This is a genomic window from Sandarakinorhabdus sp. (assembly GCF_031422795.1).
Classification (GTDB): Bacteria; Pseudomonadota; Alphaproteobacteria; order Sphingomonadales; family Sphingomonadaceae; genus Sandarakinorhabdus.
Window position 1 is genome coordinate 1 of record NZ_JANPML010000035.1, and the last position, 2,306, is coordinate 2,306.

Annotated in this window: 3 protein-coding genes; 1 reads left to right on the top strand and 2 read right to left on the bottom strand. The window is 69.1% G+C overall.

From position 1 onward, the window contains the following. Window positions 1-361: hypothetical protein (locus RMO81_RS01475; RefSeq protein WP_310473953.1), on the top strand; the 361-nt coding region annotated here is incomplete at its 5' end. A gap of 50 nt (window positions 362-411) precedes the next feature. Here RMO81_RS01475 and trxA read toward each other — a convergent pair. Both trxA and RMO81_RS01485 read right to left on the bottom strand, forming a co-directional pair. Next, window positions 412-729 carry a thioredoxin gene (gene trxA / locus RMO81_RS01480; protein ID WP_310473954.1) on the bottom strand — a complete coding sequence of 106 codons (318 nt, stop codon included), beginning with the start codon at window positions 727-729 and terminating at the stop codon, window positions 412-414. A 22-nt stretch (window positions 730-751) separates the two neighbouring features. Then, the coding region (locus tag RMO81_RS01485) for a 3'-5' exonuclease (protein ID WP_310473955.1) at window positions 752-2,306 on the bottom strand (1,555 nt) is incomplete at its 5' end.

The following is a 2,306-nucleotide window of genomic DNA, read 5'->3' on the forward strand; positions in this document are numbered from 1 at the left end:
GAACAACCAGAGCGCTGCAGCCTTCACGGCCGAACTGATGGCAGTGCCGCATGTGGGCGAATGGTATGCGCGGGTGGCGGGCATCGGCCATGGCGACCGGCGCGAGATGACCAGTGCCGAAGCCGTGGCGCAGGCCCGCGCCGCCACACCTGCCCCCGTCACCGGCACCGTTGCCGCGCCATGCAAGGCCGGGATGATGGCGGCTGTCAGCCAGCCCGACACCAAGGACGCGCCCACCATCGGGCGGCTGCTGCGCTGCGACGCCGGCGGTATTACCGTGGCACGCGAAGTGGACGGCGAGCCTGGGCTCACCGTCCACGTGCATTTTCCGCGATTGGGGCAGGTGGTGGCGCCGGCCTGAGCCAGCGCGGCGGCTTTATGCCAAAGCGCCTTCCAAAAAGCGCGGCGGCTTTACGCCAGCTGGCCTTCCAGCCACGCCTTCAATTCGCCCTTGGGCCGCGCGCCGACCATGGTGGCCGCCGGTTGCCCGCCCTTGAACAGGATCATGGTCGGGATCGACATCACGCCATAACGGCCCGGCGCGTCCGGGTTCTCGTCGATGTTGACCTTGACGATCTCCACCCCGGCCAGTTCGTTGTTCAGTTCTTCCAGCGCCGGGGCGATCATGCGGCACGGGCCGCACCATTCGGCCCAGAAATCGACCAGCACCGGCTTGTCGGCGCTGATCACATCGGTGTGGAAGCTGGCATCGGTCACGGCTTTGGTCATGGGAAGACTCCGCAAATAAGGATCACGACGGATAGATAGGCACTGGCCTGTCCGGCTGCAATGCGGCGGATGGCTGCCCAATGGAAAACGACGCTTGCAGCACATCGGCGGGCACTTCGATCAGGCGCGGGCCGGCGGTGTAGAGCAGCCCGGCGCGCACCGTCCGCCCGGGGAAAACCCGCGCCAATGCAGCGGCATAGGCGCCCATCTGCGCCAGATGCGACGGCGGCACGGCGTCCAACCCGGGCGGCACGCGGCTGCCGGTCTTGAAATCCACGGCCAGCACCTCGGTCTCGCTTACCAGCAGCCGATCGATGCTGCCGGCGATCACCGCCTCTCCCACCACCGCCGCCACCGGCGCTTCGGTGAGTGCGCCAGCCGCGAACACCGCAGCAAAGGCCGGATCGCCCAGCACAGCCAGCACGGTCGCCGCCAGTTCTGCGCCATCCAGATCGGGCACGTTCAGCGCGCACCATTGCAGCGCCACGTCGCGCCGAATGTCGGGGGCCAAGCCGGGAAGCGTTTCGAACAAGCGGTGCAGCGCCGTCCCGCGCCGCGCTGCCGCCAGCCGCGCTGCATCGGGCGGCGGATCGGCCACCGTGTCTGGCCCCAGGCTCGATGGTGCCAATGGGCGCGGCGGGCGGGCTTCGGCCGGGGCCTGGCGCTGCCACCAGCGATCCGTGGGCAGCAGCGTGGCATCGGGCACCACCTCCACATCGCGCAGCAGTGTCGCCGGGCCAGAGCGGAACTGCCGCACCGGTTCCGGCCAGTGCGGATCATCCACGCTTTCCAGATCGGAAAGCGCCCCCTCAACCAGTTGATACCAGCTTTCGGGATGCACATCCCATTGCTTGCACGGCTTGGTGGCACCGCCAATGCACAGCACTTCCTCGGCCCGCGTCAGCGCCACATAAAGTAGCCGGCGATGTTCCCGCGCGGCCCTGCCGGCCCGATCATTCTCGGCCTCGGTGATAAAGGCTGGCGGCGCCACCAGCCCGGATGGCAGCCACAGCGGCAGCTGCGGGCCGTTGCCCAGCGCCAGCACCAGCTCGCCCTTTTCCGCGGGCGGCACATGGCAGGCATCGGCCATGATGACGATCGGCGCCTGCAGGCCCTTGGCGCCATGCACCGTCATCAACCGCACCGCGTCGATGGCGGCTTCGGGATCGCGTTTGACCTCCAGATCTTCGGCCGCCATCCAGGCGATGAACGCCTGCAAGCTGGCTGCGCCCGCCGCTTCGCAGGCCAGCGCCTGATCGAGCACGGTGTCGATGGCATCGCGGGCTTCCTCGCCCAGCCGCGCCAGCAGCTTGCGCCGGCCAGCCAGCGGCCCTGACAGGATGGTTTCGAGGAAGCGATAGGGCGATACGTCCGCCGCCAGCCGCAGCACCTCGGCCAGCACGGCGCGCGGCGCGGCCACGGCGGGATCCTCGCTGGCCAGCACGGCCGCCCACAAGGTGCCCGGCCGCCCGGCGGCGAGCCCGGTGAGCTGATCATGATCAAGGCCGCAAAAGGGCGAGACCAGCAGCGCGGCGAGCGTGAGATCATCATCGGGCTGGCAGGCGAAGTGCACCAGC